Source organism: Rhodococcus sp. NPDC054953 (assembly GCF_053609225.1).
Genome location: NZ_JBSGXD010000001.1, coordinates 339322 through 355345, shown reverse-complemented (window position 1 = coordinate 355345; position 16024 = coordinate 339322). Strand labels below are relative to the sequence as shown.

The following is a 16024-nucleotide window of genomic DNA, read 5'->3' as shown; positions in this document are numbered from 1 at the left end:
AAATGATGGGGCGGAGTACCAAAAAATTGGCACTGACATTCATCGGCACACTGTTGAGTTCTCAAAGAACACGCACACACCATCAACACCCACCACGTGGGCCTCTCCGGGGCAACTGTTCCAGCCTAACCCATTCCCCCCCACCGGGGCAAACCGGCGAAACAGGGACAATCAAGCAGGCTCGCCAGGCGCCTTCGTCCAACCTCGTTCTCTCACACCCGGTCGGGGCGGAGTCGGTGTCCGTGTCGCTCTGACTCGACAAAAGTTACGTGGCCGTGAACGCCACCGCAAATCCGCTGGTCAACCACCATGACCGGACACAAACACGCAGGTCACCCACCCCGATCACCCCGCAGACACCCGAATCCGACCGATGTGACGCCGGACACCACGACCCGGGTCCGCCCCGCCGACGCGAATGGGCGCCGATCCCCCGCACCATGCGAAGGCTCGACGCCCAGTCGTGTCGACCATCGGATCCCGCTCAGTCGGACCCCGGCACCCGCTGGATGTCACCACCGAGCTCGGTGAGGTCCTCGACGAAGCGCGGGTAGCCGCGGTCGATGTGAAAGACGTCGTGGACCTCGGTTGTCCCATCCGCGACCAGTCCCGCGAGGACCAGTCCCGCGCCGGCCCGGATGTCCGATGACCAGACCGGCGCACTCGACAACTGCGGGATGCCCCGGACGACGGCGTGATGACCGTCCGTGCGGGCGTCGGCACCGAGCCGAATCATCTCCTCGACGAACCGGAACCGCGCCTCGAACACGTTCTCGGTAATCATCGATGTGCCGTCCGCGACGGCGGCCAGGCCGATCGCCATCGGCTGCAGATCGGTCGGGAACCCCGGAAACGGCAGGGTGGCGAAGTTGACCGCATGGGGACGTTCCGCCTGAACCACCCGGAATCCATCGGCCTCGACGGTGACCTGTGCCCCCGCGGCCCTCAGCTTGTCGAGGACCAACGCCAGGTGCCGCGGGTTCACACCGCGCACCCGGACGTCGCCGCGGGTCATTGCCGCGGCGATGCCCCAGGTTGCGGCGACGATCCGGTCGCCGATCACGCGGTGGGTCGTCGGGCGGAGCGACGGGACACCCTGGATCGTCAGGGTCGACGTCCCTGCTCCCTCGATCTGCGCGCCCATCCGGCCGAGCATGTTGCACAGGTCGACGATGTCGGGTTCCCGTGCCGCGTTGTCGATGACCGTCTCGCCCTTCGCCAGGACCGCCGCCATCAGGATGTTCTCGGTTGCGCCGACCGACGGGAAGGCAAGGCGAATGTGCGCGCCGTGCAGATCTTCGGCCTCCGCGACCACGCATCCGTGCTGGATTTCGCTGGTGGCACCGAGTAGTCGGAGCCCCGACTGATGCATATCCAGCGGCCGCGACCCGATCGCGTCCCCGCCCGGCAACGCAACAACCGCCCTGCGGCACCGGGCAACCAGCGGCCCGAGCACGCAGACCGACGCCCGGAACTGGGTGACCGCGGGAAAGTCCGCGTGGTACTTGGGTTCGGAGGGCGTGGTGATCCGCGCCTCGTCGCCGTCAAGCACGACGTCGCAGCCGAGGCCGCGCAACACCTCGGCCATCAACGGCACGTCGAGGATGTCCGGGCAGTTGGTGATCGTGGTGGTGCCCTCCGCCAACAGCGCAGCCGCCATCAACTTCAGGACGCTGTTCTTCGCGCCGCTGACGGAGACTTCTCCCGACAACCTATTGCCGCCGGTGACCAGAAAGCGTTCACTCACAGTCGCACAGCCTAACCAGGCCGCGCCGACATCCCGACGAGGCGCGGTACCGTGACCGCATGGCAGTCCACCTGACCCGCATCTATACCCGCACCGGAGACGACGGGACCACCGGTCTGAGTGACTTCTCCCGGGTGTCGAAGAACGATCCGCGCCTGGTCGCCTACGCGGACTGCGACGAGGCGAACGCCGCACTGGGCGTCGCGCTGGCGGTCGGTGCACCCGACGAGCGGATCGCCGGGGTCCTCCGGGAGATCCAGAACGATCTGTTCGATGCGGGCGCCGACCTGTCCACCCCGGTGGTCGCGGATCCGAAGTACCCGCCGCTGCGCGTCACCGCGGGCTACATCGAGCGACTCGAGGGCTGGTGCGACGAGTTCAACGAAGAACTCGAGTCGCTGAACTCGTTCATCCTGCCGGGTGGCACCCCGCTGGCCGCGCAGCTGCACGTCGCACGCACCGTGGTCCGGCGGGCCGAACGGGCGGCGTGGGCTGCCGTCGACGCCGCCCCCGACGACACCAGCGTCCTGCCCGCGAAGTACCTCAATCGCCTGTCCGACCTGCTGTTCATCCTCGGCCGGATCGCCAATCCCGGCGGGGACGTCCTGTGGAAGCCGGGCGCAGGACGAGCCTGACACCGGAAACACGTGAACCCCGACCGGTACCGGTCGGGGTTCACGTGTCTGGTCAGTCGATCGATCCCGGCGGCCTGCCCCGGACGGAACGCCCATGCGGGCGGGACTCCACCCAGGACAGGAAGGCCGTCAGGGCGCCGCGGTCCAACGCGAACTCGAACGCCCGGTCCGCATCGTGCACTGCCACGATGACGATGTCGTCGGTCATGATGTCGAACTCGGTGTCCCGGGGCGAGCGCCGCTCCCCGATGTCGATGCCTTGCCTGGCGATCCGCGAGTCCGGGCCCGGCCGCAGACTCGACAGTTTGAAGAACACCAGGGACTCCTCGCCGTAGCGAATGATCCCGTGCCGCCATCCGATGCCGTCGCCTGCGGGCATCGTCCGCAGGATCACGGCGGTGCCACCGCGGCGGAGCACCGCCAGCCGATATACGAAAGCCGCGACGAGGGCCGCGAGCAGCACAACCAGAATGAAGAGAACGATCACTCCGGTGCTCACTACTCGTCGGCCTACCCGTCGCGGCTTGTCGTGACTACTTGTCAGGCCCGCTCGACAGCGCGGAGCTGGCCCTTGGCGACAGCGAGCGCCTCGTCGGACGCGGTGCTGTCGGCGAGGACGGCCTTCGCGGCGTCGACGTCGACGTCGCCGGAGAAGTCCGCGGACTCCGCCAGGATCGTCACCGTCTTGCCGGTCACCGAGAGGAAGCCACCGTGCACCGCGGCGACGAGACGCTCGCCGCCCGCGGTGGTGATGGCAACGGTCCCGGCCTCGACCAGCTGGCCGAGGACCGGCTCGTGGCCGTACATGATGCCGATCTCGCCCTCGGTGGTCTGGGCGCTGACGAGAGTCGCCTGCCCCGACCACAGCCGCCGCTCGACGGCGACGAGCTCAACGGTCATCTCAGCCATCGTCGACTACTTTCCGGCGATCTTGGCGGCAGCGGCCTCGACGTCGTCGAGTCCACCGCAGCTGTTGAACGCCTGCTCGGGCAGGTGGTCGAACTCGCCCTTGCAGACGCGGTCGAACGCCTCGATGGTGTCGCGCAGCGGCACGACCGAGCCGGCCTCACCGGTGAACTTCTCGGCAACGATGAAGTTCTGGCCGAGGAACTTCTGCAGACGCCGGGCACGGCCGACGAGGACCTTGTCCTCTTCCTGCAGCTCGTCCATGCCGAGGATGGCGATGATGTCCTGCAGCTCCTTGTACTTCTGCAGGATCCGCTTGACCTCGTTCGCAACCCGGAAGTGCTCGGCACCGACGATGCCGGGCTCCAGGATGCGCGAGGTCGACGTCAGCGGGTCCACAGCGGGGTAGATACCCATCTGCGAAATCGGACGCGAGAGCTCGGTGGTCGCATCGAGGTGCGCGAACGTGGTGGCCGGCGCCGGGTCGGTGTAGTCGTCGGCGGGGACGTAGATCGCCTGCAGCGAGGTGATCGAGCGGCCACGGGTCGAGGTGATGCGCTCCTGGAGCTCACCCATCTCGTCCGCCAGCGTCGGCTGGTAACCCACGGCCGACGGCATGCGACCCAGCAGGGTCGAGACCTCGGAACCGGCCTGGGTGAACCGGAAGATGTTGTCGATGAACAGCAGCACGTCCTGGCCCTGGACATCGCGGAAGTACTCCGCCATGGTCAGCGCGGACAGGGCGACGCGCATACGCGTTCCCGGCGGCTCGTCCATCTGGCCGAAGACAAGGGCGGTGTCCTGGAGGACGCCCATCTCTTCCATCTCAAGGTGCAGGTCGGTGCCCTCACGGGTGCGCTCACCGACGCCTGCGAACACCGAGGTTCCGGAGAACTCGCGGGCGATACGGGTGATCATCTCCTGGATCAGAACGGTCTTGCCGACGCCGGCGCCACCGAACAGACCGATCTTGCCGCCCTTGACATACGGGGTCAGCAGGTCGATGACCTTGATGCCGGTCTCGAGGATCTCGGTCTTGCCCTCGAGCTGATCGAAGGCGGGGGGCTTGCGGTGGATGCCCCACTGCTCACCGTCGCGGCCGGTGCCCGGCGCGTCGAGGCAGTCGCCGAGGGCGTTGAACACGTGGCCCTTGACGACGTCACCGACGGGAACCGAGATCGGGCGACCCGAGTCGACGACAGCGGCGCCACGGACCAGGCCGTCGGTCGGCTGCATCGAAATGGTGCGCACCAGGTTGTCGCCGAGGTGCTGCGCGACCTCGAGGGTCAGCGTCTTCGCGACGGACGGGAGGGTGACCTCCGCGTTCAGCGCGTTGAACAGGGCGGGGACGGCGCCGCGCGGGAACTCAACGTCCACAACGGGACCGATGACCCGCACGACCCGGCCGGCGGTTGCCGTGCCGTTCGCGTTGGTTTGGGCTACTGCTGCGGTCATGTGCTCTTAGTCACTTCCTGCGCTCGAGGCGAGCGCATTCGCGCCACCGACGATCTCGCTGATTTCCTGGGTGATCTGTGCCTGGCGCACCTGGTTGGCCTCGCGGCTCAGGGTGTTCACCAGCTCGTTCGCGTTGTCGGTTGCCGCCTTCATAGCGGTACGACGTGCGGCCGACTCCGACGCTGCCGCATCGAGCAGCGACGAGTAGATGCGGGTGTTGATGTACTTCGGGAGGAGGGCGGACAGCAGCGTCCCGGCCTCCGGCTCGAAGTCGTACTGAGCCGTCGGCGCAGCACCGTTCGAGTCGGAGAGCATGTCGTCCCCGAGCTCGAAGTTTTCGTCCTGGTAGCTGATCTCCAGGGGCGCCATCCGGCGCACCTCGGGCGCCTGCGTCAGCATCGACACGAACTTCGTGTAGACGATGTGCAGTTCGTCGACGCCCTCGATCGTGCCCTCACCGTTGTGGGCCGGGATGCTGGTCCCCGACCCCGCCATGAACAGCTCCACGAGGTGCCTGCTGGCCCGTGCCGCGTCGGCGTAGCCCGGGTCCTGGGAGAACCCGGTCCAGGCGCCCTTCACGTCGCGGTCGCGGAAGGTGTAGTAGGTCAGGCCCTTCGTGCCGAGCACGTAGAGCACCGGCTCCTTGCCCTCGCTGCGCAGCAGCGCGAACAGCTCCTCGGCCTCCTTGAGGACGTTGGAGTTGTAGCCGCCGCACATGCCGCGGTCGCTGGTGACCACCAGCACGGCCGCACGCTTCGGGTTGGCACGCTCGTTGAGCAGCGGGTGATCGAGCGATCCCGAGGCACTCGCCAGCGCGGAGAGCACCTTGGTGATCTCCTCGGCGTACGGCTTGGAGGCCGCGACCCGAATCTGCGCCTTGGTGATGCGGGAGGTGGCGATCAGCTCCTGCGCCTTGGTGATCTTCTTGGTCGAGTTGACCGACTTGATGCGGGAGCGCAATTCGCGCAAGTTCGCCATCTACTCAGTCCCTCCTTCCCAATTAGTGTCCGTCACGGCCGTCGCCCTCACTTGGTGACGTGCTTGCGGGTGACGGAAACCTGCTCCTGGCTGACCTCGTCGGCGCCAAGCGCGGACGCCTCGGCCTCGTTGACGACGCGGCTGCCGTCGGACGCGAGGAAGCCCTGCTTGAACTTGTCGGTCGCGGCGGTCAGCGCCTCGATCGAGCTGTCGTCGAGCGCCTTGCCGCCCGCGATCTGCTCGTACACGCCAGCGGCGTTGCGGTGCAGATCCTCGAGCAGCTCGGACTCGAAGCGGCGGACGTCGCCGACCGGCACCGAGTCGAACACGCCCTCACCGGCAAGGTAGATCGAGACGATCTGATCCTCGACGGCAATCGGGCTGTACTGGTCCTGCTTGAGCAGCTCGACCAGACGCTGGCCGCGCTCGAGCTGGGCCTTCGAGGCGTCGTCCAGGTCGGACGCGAAGGCGGAGAACGCCTCGAGCTCACGGAACTGGGCCAGCTCCAGACGCAGCGAGCCGGACACCTTCTTCATGCCCTTAGTCTGGGCGGCGCCACCGACGCGGGACACCGAGATGCCGACGTTGATCGCGGGGCGGATCCCCTTGTTGAACAGGTCGGACTCGAGGAAGACCTGACCGTCGGTGATCGAGATGACGTTCGTCGGGATGTAGGCCGAGACGTCGTTCGCCTTGGTCTCGATGATCGGCAGGGCCGTCAGCGAGCCGCCGCCGAGCGCGTCGGACAGCTTCGCCGAACGCTCCAGCAGGCGGGAGTGCAGGTAGAACACGTCGCCGGGGTAGGCCTCGCGTCCCGGCGGGCGACGCAGCAGCAGCGAGATGGCGCGGTACGCCTCGGCCTGCTTGGTCAGGTCGTCGAACACGACGAGGACGTGCTTGCCCTGGTACATCCAGTGCTGGCCGATGGCCGAGCCGGTGTACGGGGCCAGCCACTTGAAGCCGGCGGAGTCGGAGGCCGGGGCGGCGACGATGGTGGTGTACTCCATCGCACCGTTCTCCTCCAGCGCCTGCTTCACGCCTGCGATGGTGGAGCCCTTCTGGCCGATCGCGACGTAGATGCAGCGGACCTGCTGCTTCGGGTCGCCAGTCGCCCAGTTGGCCTTCTGGTTCAGGATCGCGTCGATGCAGACCGCGGTCTTGCCGGTCTTGCGGTCACCGATGACGAGCTGACGCTGGCCGCGGCCGATCGGGGTCATCGCGTCGATGGCCTTGATGCCGGTCTGCAGCGGCTCCTCGACCGGCTGGCGCTCGAGCACCGTTGCCGCCTGCAGCTCCAGGGCGCGGTTCTCGGTCGACTCGATCTCGCCGAGGCCGTCGATCGGCTGGCCGAGCGGGTTCACGACGCGACCAAGGAAGGCGTCGCCGACGGGAACGGAGAGGACGTCGCCGGTCCGCTTGACCTGCTGCCCCTCCTCCAGGTCCTGGAAGTCACCAAGGACGACGGCACCGATCTCGGTGGCGTCCAGGTTCAGCGCCACACCGAGGACGCCGCCGGGGAACTCCAGCAGTTCGTTGGCCATCGCCGACGGCAGGCCGGTGACGTGCGCAATGCCGTCGCTGGTGTCGGACACCGTGCCGACCTCCTCACGGGAGGCCTCCGGGGAGTAGCTCGCGGTGTAGTTCTCGATCGCGCTACGGATCTCGTCGGAGGAGATCGTCAGCTCCGCCATGTTCTTCCTGCTCTCGGTATCTGGTCTCGAAAATGGTTCGGGAGGGTGGGTGCTGCGGGCCGCAGCGGTGGACGCCGGCTACTTGAGGTTCTTGCGAAGCGACGCGAGTCGTCCCGCGGCACTGCCGTCGATGACCTCGTCACCCACGCGGACCACGAGTCCACCGAGGAGTTCGGGGTCGACCTCCACGTGCACGGTGACCGGCTTCCCGTAGGTCCGGGTCAGCGTCTCGGCGAGCCGCTGAGCCTGCGCGTCCGACAGCGGGGTGGCGCTGCGCACGTGGGCGACCGCCTTATCGCGTCGGGCCGCGGCCAGCTCGGACAGCTCGTTGAACGCATCTGCCGGTGCCGACTGCAGCCGACCGACCGCCTGACCAGCCAACGCCTCGGTGACCGCCGTGACCTTGCCGTACAGCAGCGTGGACAGCAGCTTCCGCTTCGCCGCCGCGGGCTGGGCACGATCGGACAGGTTCTGCTCGAGGTCGGCGTTGCCTGCCACGATGCGTCCGAGCCGGAACAGCTCGTCCTCGACGGTGTCGAGCTGGTTCTGGTCGTCGGCTGCGCGCAGCAGCGACTCCCGGCCGAGCTGGACCAGCGAGTTGCGCAGGTCCGCGGAGGTCGACCAGTCCTGGCCAGCTGCCGCCTTCAGCGTCGCCAGCGTCTCGGCGGACACCTTGCCCGAGAACACCTGCTCGGCGAGCGCCTGCCGGACGGCCGCGGGGGCCGACGGATCGGCCAGCGCGGCGCGGAGGGTGCGCTGGCCGTCGAGGACCTCGACCGCCGTGAACAGCTCCGCGCCGGTCTGTGCCGCAGCCGCGGTCGCCGCGCCGGCCGAAACCCCGGCCAACGCTGATTCCAGGGCGCTCCTCGTCTGAGTCAGCGCCTCACGGCTTGCTGCGTACATGGTGCTCACTTTCCGTTCGCGGAGCTGACGGCGTCCAGTTCGCTGAGGAAACGGTCGATGGTGCCTGCCCGCTTCACGTCGTCGGCGAGGGTCTCACCGATGACCTTCTCGGCGAGGTCGACCGCGGTACGGCCGAGATCACTGCGCAGTTCCGCAACGATCTGCTGACGCTGAGCGGTGAGCTGGCTGTTGCCCGCGGCAACGATGCGGTCGCTCTCCTCCTGCGCCTGCACCTTCATCTCGGCGATGATCTGCTGGCCCTGGGTGCGGGCGTCCTCGCGGATCGCCGCGGCCTCGGTGCGCGCGTCGGCCAGCTGAGCGCGGTACTGCTCGAGCGCAGCCTTCGCCTCCGACTGGGCCTCCTCGGCACGCTTGATGCCGCCCTCGATCTGGTCGGTACGGTCGGCCAGCACCTGCTGGAACTTCGGGAGGATGAACTTCCAGAAGACGACGCCGATGACGGCGACACAGACCAGCGACCAGACGATGTCATAGGTCGCGGGGAGCAGAGGATTGATGTCCTCGCCCTCCGCGGCCGCGATCACTGCAATGTTCGTCATGGCGTGATCAGAAAATGAAGCCGGCGACGAGGCCGATCAGCGCCAGGGCCTCGGTGAACGCGATACCGAGGAACATGTTGGTACGGATCTGGCCGGCCAGCTCGGGCTGACGGGCGATGCCCTCGATGGCCTTGCCGACGACGATGCCCACGCCGATGCCGGGGCCGATGGCGGCGAGGCCGTAACCGATGGCGCCGAAGCCCTCACCGGTGGTGGTGGTCGTAACGGCTTCCTGTGCCAGGTACGCGAGGCTCATTGGTTTTCCGTTCCCTTTCTGTTGCCCGACGCCGGGTTCGGCGAAGGGTCAGTTTGTGTGGTGTGTCAGGCAGTCAGTGCAGGCCTGAGCGGAGATCCGTGCGGATCGTCCGGTCAGTGCGAGTCGGCGTGCAACGCCAGGTCGATGTACACGGCGGTCAGCAGGGCGAACACGTACGCCTGCAGGAAGATCACCAGCATCTCGAAGAGGGTGAAGCCGAACCCGGCTGCCAGCGAGAAGATGCCGAACACCTTCATTCCCGCGGCTGCCTCGAAGAAGAAGAACTGGGTGGCGCTGAAGAACAGCACGAGCATGATGTGGCCGGCGAGCATGTTGGCCATGAGTCGCACGGTCAGCGTGAACGGCCGCAGGATGAAGGTCGAGATGAACTCGATCGGAATCAGCAGCACGTGCAGCGCGATCGGGACGTTCGGGACGACGATGGACGACTTCACGTACTTGAAGAAGCCGTACTTCTTGATGCCGACGTAGTTGAACACCACGTACGCGAGCGCGGCCAGGACGATCGGCATGCCGACCCGGGCGTTCGACGAGATGTTCAGGAACGGGATGACACTCGACGCGTTCAGGAACAGGACCGTGAAGAAGATCGTGACCAGGACGGGCAGGAAGCGCTTGCCCTGTTCCTTACCGAGCACCTCGTCGGCGATCTGCTCCTTGACGAAGTTCAGGCCGATCTCGGCCACGTTCTGCACGCCGCGAGGGATGAGCTTCGGGCTGCGCATCGCGTACGCGAAGAACGCGAGCAGGACGACCGACATCAGGATGCGGATCAGCATCAGTCGGTCGAGCTCGAACGGGGTGCCCTCGAACAGCACAGCGGGAGGGAAGAAGTCGGTTAGTGACGGCGGATGGAATTCCGCGGCCAAGGTGGTGACGCTCAGCGGTCTCTCCCGTTGTCGTGGCCGCAGGCGGCATCGCCTGCGGTTCGATCGGACATTGACGAACTAACAAGTCGACAAGGTCGGCTCGCGTGTTCGTCAGCCGCTGAGGTCCACGCGCATCCATGGATGTCGCTGGTCCTGCGTCTGTCGGTGTCGGCGACTGTCGTCGACTCGGCGGCCCCACCACGTGCGGATCCGGTCGACTAGACCGATTCCGAACACACTCGAACGGAGTCACCTGTGCGGCTGCCAGCCGACGCTGTTTCGTCTGATTCGCGTCGTTCCAGCACTCGCGTGGGGTCGACCCTATCAACACTTCTACGACGTTGTGTAGACGGGGGTCGATCAAACCGGTCAACTACTGGCCGTAGTACTACTTTCCGTCGGACTCCGCGTCGCCCGGATCGGGGCTGTCGACGTACGGAACCTTCACCCGCAGCAATCCGTACGTCTCGGCGCCGAGCACGATCACGAGCGCCAACACCATGACGATGACCAGTGCACCCTTGCTGTAGAAGTCCATCCCCTTCAACAGCCCCAGCACCAGGATCGCCAGGATCATCTTCAGCAGCCAACTGCCGAGCAGGATCAATCCCGACGTCGCGGGCGGCATCTTCTCGGTGAACAGCACGGCCAGCGCGGTGCAGAGGATGAACCCGCCGCCGACCGCGACCCCGATCAGCGCACCCCACAGCCCGGGCAGGCCCGCGACCAGCGCGGCCACCACGGACCCGAGGACCGCGAGGGCGACCAGCCCCGCCAGTCCCCAGCGCACCGCGGCGCGAAGCGGTGCGGACGGATCGGGCAGGGGTTCCGGAGAGAAGCTCACAGCGGTCCAGGGTAGCGGGCGCCCGCGCGCCTCCCCCGCAGCACCGTCAGCCGGCGCCGCCGTCGCGATCACGCACCCGCTGCACCCGCAGCGACGGCACCGCGGTCACCACCAGGGCGAAGACCAACCCCCCCGCGACGAGCAACACCACGATCCGCCGGTCGAACAGGGCCGAGCCGACCGCACCGAAGGCCAGCACCCCGACCCACAAGTAGATCAACAGGACCACACGCCGATGCGAGTGGCCGATCTGCAGCAGCCGATGATGCAGGTGCATCTTGTCCGGGGCGAACGGGCTGCGGCCCGCCATCGTGCGGCGGACCACCGCGAGCAGCAGGTCCAGGATCGGAATGAACATCACCGCACCGACCAGCAGCAGCGGCGAGAGCAGGCCGAGCATGTCGCGGGATCCGTACGCGTTCAGCGGGATCCGCCCCGAGGCGCTGGTGGCGATCGCGGCGAGCATCAGACCGATCAGCATCGACCCGGAGTCGCCCATGAAGATCCGGGCGGGCTGAAAGTTGTGCGGCAGGAAGCCGAGGCAGGCGCCGGCCAGGGCTGCCGCCATCATCGCGGGCGGGTAGGCGCTCACGTCACCGCCCTGTTCGTGCAGCAACCCGACGGAGAACACGCAGATCGCCACCGACGCGATCAGCCCGAGACCCGCGGCAAGGCCGTCGAGGCCGTCAACGAAGTTCATCGCGTTGATCATCACGACCGCGACCAGCGCGGTGAACAGCCCGCCCTGCAACTGGTCGAGGACGACGGTGTTCACCCCGCCGAACGGAACGTAGAGCACCAGCCAACTGACGCCCATCACGACCATCACGCCCGCGGCGGTGACCTGGCCGACGAACTTCGTGAGCGCGTCGAGACCCCAGCGGTCGTCGACGAACCCGACCGCGACGATCACCGTCGCCGAGACCAGGGCCGCGGGGATGTCCTTGGTGTTGTATTCGAATCCGCGCATCAGCGCAGGAAGTTGCTGCGCGAACAGCAGGGCGGCGACGAACCCGAAATAGATGCCGAGGCCGCCGAGCCGCGGTGTCGGCGTGACGTGCACGTCCCGGTCGCGGGGCACCGCGACCGCACCGAACCTGAGCGCGAACAGGCGCACCGCCCCGGTCGCAAGAAACGTGACGACCGCGGCGGTGAACAGCACCAGCAGCAGTTCCCGCAGCGGCACCCCGGCGCCGCGGGTCGCCTGGCCGTCTGCGAGCAGGAGCGTGGCGTCGACTGCGGTCACTGTGCCGTGCTCACCCTCACGCCCCGCCCCCGAGCAGACTCTCGACCGTCACGCCGAGCACCTCGGCGATCTCCGGCGTCGGCACCGCACCCTCACGCAGGATGCGCGGGACGTCGGAGGTCAGGTCGACGATCGTCGAGGCGAGCGCGTGCTCGGCAGGCCCGCCGTCGAGGTACACGCCGACACCGCCGCCGAGCTGATCCCGCGCCTCCGCCACGGTCGTCGCTGGCGGCTGCCCGGAAATGTTCGCGCTCGACACCGCCAGCGGGCCGACCTCCCGGAGCAGTTCCAGGGCGACCGGGTGCAGCGGCATCCGCAGCATCACCGTCCCCCGCGTGTCCCCCAGATCCCACGCCAGCGAGGGCGCCTGCTGGACAACGAGACTCAGCCCGCCGGGCCAGAAGGCCCGGATCAGTTCGCGGGCCTCGGGGCGCACCGCGAACACCAGACCGTCGATGGTGTTCCAGGAACCGACAAGGACCGGCACCGGCATGTCCCGGCCACGCCCCTTGGCCCGGAGCAGGCTCGCGACGGCGTCGCTGTCGAAGGCGTCGGCGGCCAGCCCGTACACCGTGTCGGTGGGGACGACCACCAGCCGACCGGCCTTGAGTGCATTGCCGGCCGCCCTGATTCCGGCCTCGCGCGTGTCGGGTTGCCCGCAGTCGTAGACGATGCTCACCTGTTCATCCTTTCACCGGCCAAACGGACCGCTGTCGCCACCACCCTCTCAGGGTCGTCGCGCTGCCTCCGCCGCCGTCGCGACACGCCGGGCCACCACGAACCGCGGCTTGCCCGCGAGGTCGTCGTGCTCGGCAACCTCCCCGAACACCCGCCGCTCCCGCAACAGCGCGGCCACCTGGCCGCCATTGCTGTCATCGTGCTCAATCGCCAGGGCACCGCCGATCCGCAACCATCGGGCGATGTTCGCGACCATCGGCGTGATCACCGACAACCCGTCCGACCCGCCGAAGAGCGCCGAGTGCGGATCGTGCTCGGCGACCTCCGCGTCGAGCGGGGCCCCCTCGGGGATGTACGGCGGGTTCGACACGATCAGGTCGACACCGCCCTCCAGTTCCGGAAGCAGGGTTCGTGCGGTCACGTCGCCCTGATGCAGCACGATCGGCGTGTCCCCCCGCGCACTCCGCGCGTCGGCGTTCCGGCGCGCCCAAGCGAGGGCCTTCGACTCCAGTTCGACGGCGTGCACCACCGCGTCGGGACGCGCGTGCGCGATCGCCAACGCCAGGGCCCCGGATCCGGTGCACAGGTCGAGCACGACCGGGGGCCGGGTCGGGGTCGACTCGAGCACCGCAAGCGCCCACGCGAGCAGCAGTTCGGTCTCCGGGCGGGGCACGAACACGCCCGGCCCGACCGCGAGGTCAATTTCTCCCATGGAGGCGATACCGGTGATGTGCTGCAACGGAATTCGCTTGGCCCGCTGCGCGACCAGGTCGCGATAGGTCGCGATGACGTCGGGGTCGACGAGCGGCACCAGGCCGAGGCGTCCGCGTTCGACGCCGACCACGTGCGCGGCGAGGAGCTCCGCGTCCGTCCGCGGGCTGGGCACACCGGCGTCCTCGAGGGCTCTGGTGGCGTCGAGGATGGCCAGGCGCAACGGTTGTCGGGTCACGGGTTCAGCCTGCCATGACCATCACGAAGCGGGCACGGAACGGTCACGCACGCTCCCCCGGACCCGGAATGTCCGGATACGTTCGGAGGGTCGGGACAAGGCAACCGGAAGGAATCCTCATGCTGCACTCACGGTTCACGGTCCGCGCGGCGGCGGTGGCGGCACTCGGCGGGGCGGTCGTGGTCGGCGCACCCGCACTCGCGATCGCGGCACCGATCGACGTCCAGCCGACGCCGCTCGGCTGCCAGGGCGGCGTCGCAACGGTCCAGTCGCTCACCCACACGGACAACGACGGGATCGAACCCGACGACCTGCTGTTCGTCGTGAACGAGCAGGGCAGGTCGGGGCCCGACGTCAACTGGATCAACATCACCACCGGCGAGACCGGCGCGGACCGGATGACGCCGACCGAGGAGATCCTCAACGCACCGGCGGTGCTCGTCGAACCGGAGGGCGGCGTCGTGCTGTCCGCGGTGTGGGGGCCCTACGAGAACGCCACGGGCGAGAACTGCTTCCTGCTGCCGGGGATCGACGTCACCGAACTGGCCGGGGAACCCGACGACTGACCGGAGGCAGGCCCGGCCCGTCGCTCACTCCGCGGCGAGCCGGGCCTCTCGGTCGGCCTTCCCGAGCGCATCGAGCAGTGCGTCCATATCCCCGTCCAGCACGGCGTCGAGGTTGTGCGCCTTGAAGCCGATGCGGTGGTCGGTGATCCGGTTCTCCGGAAAGTTGTAGGTGCGGATCCGCTCGGACCGGTCGACGGTGCGGACCTGGCTGGCGCGGCCCGCGGACGCCTCGGCCTCCGCCGCCTCTTCCGCTGCGGCCTGCAGGCGCGCGGCGAGCACCTGCATGGCGCGGGCCTTGTTCTGCAACTGGGACCGCTCGTTCTGGCAGGTCACGACGATGCCGGTCGGCAGGTGCGTGATCCGGACCGCGGAGTCGGTGGTGTTGACACCCTGCCCGCCCTTGCCCGACGACCGGTAGACGTCGATGCGCAGATCGCCCTCGTCGATCTGCACCTCCTCGACCTCGTCGGGTTCCGGGTAGATCAGCACCCCCGCCGCGGAGGTGTGCACCCGGCCCTGCGACTCGGTCACCGGGACCCGCTGCACCCGGTGCACGCCGCCCTCGAACTTGAACCGGGCCCACACGCCGTCCCTCGCGTCGCCCTTGGTCTTGATCGACAGGGTCGCGTCCTTGTAGCCGCCGAGGTCGGAGATGGTGGCGTCGAGCACCTCGACGCGCCAACCGTGCCGCTCGGCGTAGCGGATGTACATGCGGGCGAGGTCGGACGCGAACAGCGCGGACTCCTCGCCGCCCTCCCCCGACTTCAGTTCGAGGACCACGTCGTCGGCGTCGTGCGGGTCGCGCGGTGCGAGCAGGTCGGTCAGCGCGACATCCAGCTCGGCGACGAGGGCCTCCAGCGCGGGCACCTCGGCCGCGAACGCGGAGTCGTCGGCGGCCAGCTCGCGGGCGGCCTCGAGATCCTCGCGGGCGGCGACCAGTTTGGTGTGCGTCGCCATGATCGGCGCGAGTTCGGCGAACCGCTTCCCCACCCGGCGCGCTGCGGCCGGATCGTTGTGCAGCGACGGGTCGGCCAGCTGCAGTTCGAGGCCGGCGTGTTCGGCAAGGATGTCGTCGATGGCCGACGGCTGGGTGGTGCCCGCCATGGTGCGCTCCAGATTCGAGAGGTGATGCGGTCGAGGGGTACGGGAGGCAAAAACGCCGACGCCCGGCCTGCAAGGTGCACAGGACGGGCGTCGGCGGTGTCGCTAGCTGTCGGCAGCGGCCTTCTTCGGGGCGCGCTTGCCGTAGCGGGCCTCGAAGCGGGCGACGCGGCCGCCGGTGTCGAGGATCTTCTGCTTGCCGGTGTAGAACGGGTGGCACTGCGAGCAGACCTCGACGACGATGCGTCCGGACTCCTTGGTGCTGTGGGTCTCGAACGTGTTCCCGCAGCCGCAGACGACGGTGGTCGCCACGTACTCGGGGTGAATTCCTGCCTTCATGGTGTCCCTTTCGATGGTCGCCGGGTCGACTCCGAGACTCGAAGCCGTGAACCGGAACCGGACATGGTTTTCGTAGCACGCGGCAGATGCCGATGCGCGATCGGTCATTCTGCCAGAGGCCGCTGACGTTCTCCTAAACGGCCAGGCAGCCGAATCTGTTCCCGGCGCTGCGCTCCGCACCGTGGGGGGGTTTTTCCCCCCGCCGGGGGAAAAGCAAAAAAGAGGGGGAGCAGAGGGGGGGGGCGACAGGCGGAGCGGGGGGGGGTGTTCGGGACCTACC

18 protein-coding genes are annotated in these 16024 nt (G+C 68.1%); 2 read left to right on the top strand and 16 right to left on the bottom strand.

Annotated elements, in window-relative coordinates:
* Positions 1–484: 484 nt before the first annotated feature.
* Positions 485–1747: a UDP-N-acetylglucosamine 1-carboxyvinyltransferase gene (murA, locus tag ACWF62_RS01575; protein WP_378506023.1), complete on the bottom strand. Its 1263-nt coding sequence runs from the start codon at positions 1745–1747 to the stop codon at positions 485–487.
* 59 nt (positions 1748–1806) lie between these two features.
* Here murA and ACWF62_RS01570 point away from each other — a divergent pair, with 59 nt between their 5' ends.
* Positions 1807–2382: a cob(I)yrinic acid a,c-diamide adenosyltransferase gene (locus ACWF62_RS01570; RefSeq protein WP_378571314.1), complete on the top strand. Its 576-nt coding sequence runs from the start codon at positions 1807–1809 to the stop codon at positions 2380–2382.
* A 52-nt stretch (positions 2383–2434) separates the two neighbouring features.
* Here the strand turns inward: ACWF62_RS01570 and ACWF62_RS01565 are convergent, their stop codons facing one another.
* The 13 genes from ACWF62_RS01565 to prmC form a co-directional block, all read right to left on the bottom strand.
* Positions 2435–2881, bottom strand: coding sequence for a DUF2550 domain-containing protein (locus tag ACWF62_RS01565; protein ID WP_378506021.1), 447 nt, complete (start codon positions 2879–2881; stop codon positions 2435–2437).
* Positions 2882–2922: 41 nt separating this feature from the next.
* Positions 2923–3291 carry a F0F1 ATP synthase subunit epsilon gene (locus tag ACWF62_RS01560; protein ID WP_378506020.1) on the bottom strand — a complete coding sequence of 123 codons (369 nt, stop codon included), beginning with the start codon at positions 3289–3291 and terminating at the stop codon, positions 2923–2925.
* A gap of 6 nt (positions 3292–3297) precedes the next feature.
* Positions 3298–4743, bottom strand: coding sequence for a F0F1 ATP synthase subunit beta (atpD, locus tag ACWF62_RS01555; protein WP_378506019.1), 1446 nt, complete (start codon positions 4741–4743; stop codon positions 3298–3300).
* Between the two features lie 6 nt (positions 4744–4749).
* The gene (locus ACWF62_RS01550) at positions 4750–5721 is read right to left on the bottom strand and encodes a F0F1 ATP synthase subunit gamma (protein ID WP_378506018.1); all 972 of its coding nucleotides are present in this window, start codon (positions 5719–5721) and stop codon (positions 4750–4752) included.
* A 47-nt stretch (positions 5722–5768) separates the two neighbouring features.
* Positions 5769–7412 carry a F0F1 ATP synthase subunit alpha gene (atpA, locus tag ACWF62_RS01545; RefSeq protein ID WP_378506017.1) on the bottom strand — a complete coding sequence of 548 codons (1644 nt, stop codon included), beginning with the start codon at positions 7410–7412 and terminating at the stop codon, positions 5769–5771.
* Positions 7413–7490: 78 nt separating this feature from the next.
* Positions 7491–8315, bottom strand: a complete 825-nt coding sequence (locus ACWF62_RS01540; RefSeq protein WP_378506016.1) for a F0F1 ATP synthase subunit delta — start codon at positions 8313–8315, stop codon at positions 7491–7493.
* Between the two features lie 5 nt (positions 8316–8320).
* Entirely contained in the window at positions 8321–8875 is a 555-nt protein-coding gene (locus tag ACWF62_RS01535) for a F0F1 ATP synthase subunit B (protein ID WP_378506015.1), read from the bottom strand.
* Between the two features lie 7 nt (positions 8876–8882).
* The gene (locus ACWF62_RS01530; RefSeq protein WP_378506014.1) at positions 8883–9131 is read right to left on the bottom strand and encodes an ATP synthase F0 subunit C; all 249 of its coding nucleotides are present in this window, start codon (positions 9129–9131) and stop codon (positions 8883–8885) included.
* A 113-nt stretch (positions 9132–9244) separates the two neighbouring features.
* Positions 9245–9970, bottom strand: a complete 726-nt coding sequence (gene atpB, locus ACWF62_RS01525; protein WP_378506013.1) for a F0F1 ATP synthase subunit A — start codon at positions 9968–9970, stop codon at positions 9245–9247.
* Between the two features lie 439 nt (positions 9971–10409).
* Positions 10410–10865, bottom strand: coding sequence for a hypothetical protein (locus ACWF62_RS01520; RefSeq protein ID WP_378506012.1), 456 nt, complete (start codon positions 10863–10865; stop codon positions 10410–10412).
* A gap of 46 nt (positions 10866–10911) precedes the next feature.
* Positions 10912–12111: a glycosyltransferase family 4 protein gene (locus ACWF62_RS01515; RefSeq protein ID WP_378506011.1), complete on the bottom strand. Its 1200-nt coding sequence runs from the start codon at positions 12109–12111 to the stop codon at positions 10912–10914.
* Positions 12112–12127: 16 nt separating this feature from the next.
* The gene (locus ACWF62_RS01510) at positions 12128–12790 is read right to left on the bottom strand and encodes an L-threonylcarbamoyladenylate synthase (RefSeq protein WP_378506010.1); all 663 of its coding nucleotides are present in this window, start codon (positions 12788–12790) and stop codon (positions 12128–12130) included.
* 48 nt (positions 12791–12838) lie between these two features.
* Positions 12839–13738, bottom strand: a complete 900-nt coding sequence (gene prmC, locus ACWF62_RS01505; RefSeq protein WP_452629270.1) for a peptide chain release factor N(5)-glutamine methyltransferase — start codon at positions 13736–13738, stop codon at positions 12839–12841.
* 119 nt (positions 13739–13857) lie between these two features.
* Between prmC and ACWF62_RS01500 the strand changes: the two genes are divergently transcribed.
* The gene (locus tag ACWF62_RS01500) at positions 13858–14304 is read left to right on the top strand and encodes a hypothetical protein (protein ID WP_452629269.1); all 447 of its coding nucleotides are present in this window, start codon (positions 13858–13860) and stop codon (positions 14302–14304) included.
* A gap of 24 nt (positions 14305–14328) precedes the next feature.
* On the opposite strand, the gene prfA is transcribed toward ACWF62_RS01500, so the two are convergent.
* Together prfA and rpmE are read right to left on the bottom strand one after the other, a co-directional pair.
* A complete protein-coding gene (prfA, locus tag ACWF62_RS01495; protein ID WP_378506007.1) occupies positions 14329–15408 on the bottom strand; it encodes a peptide chain release factor 1 in 1080 nt (359 codons plus the stop codon).
* 102 nt (positions 15409–15510) lie between these two features.
* Complete coding sequence (gene rpmE, locus ACWF62_RS01490) at positions 15511–15744, bottom strand: 50S ribosomal protein L31 (protein ID WP_378506006.1); 234 nt, start codon at positions 15742–15744, stop codon at positions 15511–15513.
* Between the last annotated feature and the right edge of the window lie 280 nt (positions 15745–16024).

What these genes read in the sequence shown, in the direction of transcription:
- ACWF62_RS01570 (WP_378571314.1), top strand. Translation starts at nt 1,807, where the DNA reads ATGGCAGTCCACCTGACCCGCATCTATACCCGCACCGGAGACGACGGG.
- ACWF62_RS01560 (WP_378506020.1), bottom strand. Translation starts at nt 3,291, where the DNA reads ATGGCTGAGATGACCGTTGAGCTCGTCGCCGTCGAGCGGCGGCTGTGG.
- atpD (WP_378506019.1), bottom strand. Translation starts at nt 4,743, where the DNA reads ATGACCGCAGCAGTAGCCCAAACCAACGCGAACGGCACGGCAACCGCC.
- ACWF62_RS01550 (WP_378506018.1), bottom strand. Translation starts at nt 5,721, where the DNA reads ATGGCGAACTTGCGCGAATTGCGCTCCCGCATCAAGTCGGTCAACTCG.
- atpA (WP_378506017.1), bottom strand. Translation starts at nt 7,412, where the DNA reads ATGGCGGAGCTGACGATCTCCTCCGACGAGATCCGTAGCGCGATCGAG.
- ACWF62_RS01540 (WP_378506016.1), bottom strand. Translation starts at nt 8,315, where the DNA reads ATGTACGCAGCAAGCCGTGAGGCGCTGACTCAGACGAGGAGCGCCCTG.
- ACWF62_RS01535 (WP_378506015.1), bottom strand. Translation starts at nt 8,875, where the DNA reads ATGACGAACATTGCAGTGATCGCGGCCGCGGAGGGCGAGGACATCAAT.
- ACWF62_RS01530 (WP_378506014.1), bottom strand. Translation starts at nt 9,131, where the DNA reads ATGAGCCTCGCGTACCTGGCACAGGAAGCCGTTACGACCACCACCACC.
- ACWF62_RS01500 (WP_452629269.1), top strand. Translation starts at nt 13,858, where the DNA reads ATGCTGCACTCACGGTTCACGGTCCGCGCGGCGGCGGTGGCGGCACTC.
- prfA (WP_378506007.1), bottom strand. Translation starts at nt 15,408, where the DNA reads ATGGCGGGCACCACCCAGCCGTCGGCCATCGACGACATCCTTGCCGAA.
- rpmE (WP_378506006.1), bottom strand. Translation starts at nt 15,744, where the DNA reads ATGAAGGCAGGAATTCACCCCGAGTACGTGGCGACCACCGTCGTCTGC.